Raw genomic sequence first — 3,037 nt, 5'->3', positions numbered from 1 at the left:
CCTAAAAATCCTCCAGGCATCCAATTAAAATTAATATGATACAAAATAACACCTAGTATAGCTAGGCCCCTTAGACTGTCTAATCCAACCATATAACGACTATTTTTTTTAAAAGGTTTAGTCACCTACAATCACCTCTATTTCTTGGAAATTAGGTAAATAATAGCGGTATAAAATGCTATTAATTTCCTAAAATCGTATAAGCTAAACTATTACAAACATCATTTGGGAAGGCTCTCTTTTTTATAATAACATGCACAGCAACTAACACTTTATCACTTTATCACTTTATATGGTAGTTAAATTTTCCCGATCCACACTGAATAGTCCCTTATAAGCCCCATACAAGTAATAAATCATCACAAAAACAAAAAAACGAGCTGAATTCCCCATAAATAACTGTAGAGATATAAAATTTTCACTTTTGGTATATTTCAAAATTTTAGCTCGATGGGCATGTAGCGGTACCCCTAATGAATTTTTTACTTTCTTAGTGCCTCAGCAGGCTCAGTATTAATAAGCTTATAACTTGCTGTTATGCTAATCACGATAACAATAATTGCTGTTACTAAAATGGAAAGAAACATTTGAAGTATCGTGATAACTAAACCAAGATCAAAAGCAATACTGATAAAATACTTTTAAACACTTTATTCAAATGTTTACATTAGGAATTATTGTTATACACAGCTATACGTTTTTTGTGTATTATATAGCAGAAGAGTAAGGTAAGAGTTACTCTTTTCCATTTTAGGAAAGGTTCTGTTGGAGACAACAGGACCTTTTTTCGTAAAAGGATTAGCTTACTTTTAAAAACTTTGCAACAGAACCGAATTACTACTTACGCCAACATAGTTTTATTGTTATATTTAAAATATGAGAATTTGTGAAATTATCAATACGAACAATTATTAGTAATAGGAGGTTTTATTATCAAAGGAAAACATCGTAACATTACCCTCGCAATATTAGGACTATATTCCGTTCTGATTCTCTACTTTATGTTCCTTGGTTTCGATAGATTGGGATTAAAATATATTAACCATGAATATGAATTCCAGTTAATTCCGAGTAGTATTCCTTTGAGCTTGCCAAATATGGTAGATAGAGAAGATTTTAATCTATGGTTTTTTAATTTTGGAAATTTAACAGCATTCATACCTTTTGGGGTATTAATTCCTATGTTATATCGTTGTAGCTTTATTAGATTTATTACTTCATTCTGTATTTCTATTCTTATACTAGAAGTACTACAAATGGTTACTTTTCTTGGTGGTTTTGACATTGATGATGTAATTGTGAATGCAATGGGTGCTACGATAGGATTTTGTGCCTATAAAATAGGATTTCGCTCTAATAATACTTTGAAAAACTTTATTATTACAGGTGTAATAGCATTTATCTTGACATTAGGAGTACTTGTAGTTGTAGGTGAAATTAATAAATCATTAGAAAAGGAACAACAATCCTCCAAAAATGGAACCGTTATAGCGCTAAATCAACTGACAGAAAGTACTGGATATGTACCGAATGTTAACAGCTTTGAAGTGGCTCATAAAAAAATTGAACCTAAATTAAATATGTTTAGTAGTAAAGGGACAAATTCTCAGCAATTTAAATACTTGCTAAAAGGTAAGTATGCAAAACTTTCGGGATATCTCGGTATCCCTGATAGTGCGAGTAAACGTTCCGGTAAGATAATTTTTTCTATTGATGGAAAAGATGTACAAACCATTCGATTTTCTGAAGAAAGCATATCTACATCCACAAGTTCCTTTAAGATAGAGTTGGCTAAAGCAAATGAACTTAGTATTAAATTTATTGATACAGATGCATTGCTATGGGATGTCAAGCTTACAGAATGGAAAAAATAATGAATTGAATTCCACTAGTTTAGATACTAGCGGATTAAATCTCTGGTTTAATACTACAAATTGTACAAACTTACCTGGGGCTATAGTCTCAGGTGTTTTTTGTTCGTTGTGTTCGTTTGTTTTGTTACCCCTTATCATCCCTTAACAACAAATAAGACGATAAACCGATCACAGCAGCGCCTAAAATAGCCATTCCTATATACATGTATGTTATAACCTTATCAAATGTCCATTTTTTTCAGTTTCACATTCATTGTGTAATTTCTACAAAATAAAAATGAAAGCACCCGAATGGATGCTTTCATTTTTATTTCATATAACCATTACTATCAAAGTAATATGTTACCCCGTCAATTACCCTTGATTCATTTGTTGCAAGTCCATAATTTCCAGGAATCCAATACATCCATTTCCCATTAGCAGACGACTGTTCCCAACCTTCTTTCCTAACTAGCTTTCCACCAGGGTTGAATAAGTACCATCTACCGTCTATCTTCAACCAAGGGCTATTATTATCACAAGGAGCAGATGGGTCAAACATAAGTATCCCCTTGACATAATACCAATCTACTTCATATTCACTTTGCACCCAGGAGTCTATGGAAACTCTATTAATATTCAAATGGTAAATCAGAAATAACCTGTCCTTTTTCCTCTTCATGACCTACATCACATAATGCCACAGCAGGTATAACTAATCCTGCCGTTAACGAAAACGCTATTATTTCTTCTTTGCTTTGCATGTTTTTCACCCCATGCAATCAATAAAATAATATATAAAGATGAATTATTTTATTGATTGTGTCAAAAATAGAAGAGTGCATTTTATCAACATTTTTTATAAAATTAATTGTCTATTATGTGTTATTTGCGACTGATGATATGTGCCACTCCTGAATTAGAAAGATACACATTTTGGGAAGTTTTACAAAAAGAAGATATCACGCTTACTGACGTAACATAATTAAAGGAGAACAGAACTTGATAAAACATATACTCAGTTTCATTCTTGGAACAATTGTTATATTAATTGGTTCCTTTTGCGTTATTCCCTACACCCTCGAAGCAATTGACAGTAACGTAAGTCATATTACTCGTGACAAAAAGTATTTTAGTAAGCTATATGACTATGATATTAACCTTTGGATGATTGCAAACCTTAT

3 protein-coding genes and 1 pseudogene are annotated in these 3,037 nt (G+C 31.8%); 2 read left to right on the top strand and 2 right to left on the bottom strand.

Annotated features, from left to right (window positions below; genetic code table 11):
- The first annotated feature begins 986 nt into the window (after nucleotides 1–986).
- Nucleotides 987–1,874, top strand: coding sequence for a VanZ family protein (locus JDS80_RS30480; protein ID WP_274605857.1), 888 nt, complete (start codon nucleotides 987–989; stop codon nucleotides 1,872–1,874).
- Nucleotides 1,875–2,181: 307 nt separating this feature from the next.
- Here JDS80_RS30480 and JDS80_RS30475 read toward each other — a convergent pair whose 3' ends face one another.
- Complete coding sequence (locus JDS80_RS30475; protein WP_003192816.1) at nucleotides 2,182–2,415, bottom strand: hypothetical protein; 234 nt, start codon at nucleotides 2,413–2,415, stop codon at nucleotides 2,182–2,184.
- Nucleotides 2,416–2,485: 70 nt separating this feature from the next.
- Nucleotides 2,486–2,617 carry a hypothetical protein gene (locus tag JDS80_RS32040; RefSeq protein WP_257208285.1) on the bottom strand — a complete coding sequence of 44 codons (132 nt, stop codon included), beginning with the start codon at nucleotides 2,615–2,617 and terminating at the stop codon, nucleotides 2,486–2,488.
- A 238-nt stretch (nucleotides 2,618–2,855) separates the two neighbouring features.
- Here JDS80_RS32040 and JDS80_RS30470 point away from each other — a divergent pair.
- A pseudogene (locus JDS80_RS30470) lies at nucleotides 2,856–3,037 on the top strand (hypothetical protein); the annotation flags it as partial.

The organism is Bacillus cereus group sp. N8 (assembly GCF_016483685.1).
Taxonomy (GTDB): domain Bacteria; phylum Bacillota; class Bacilli; order Bacillales; family Bacillaceae_G; genus Bacillus_A; species Bacillus_A proteolyticus.
This window is presented reverse-complemented; position numbering and strand designations above follow the sequence as displayed.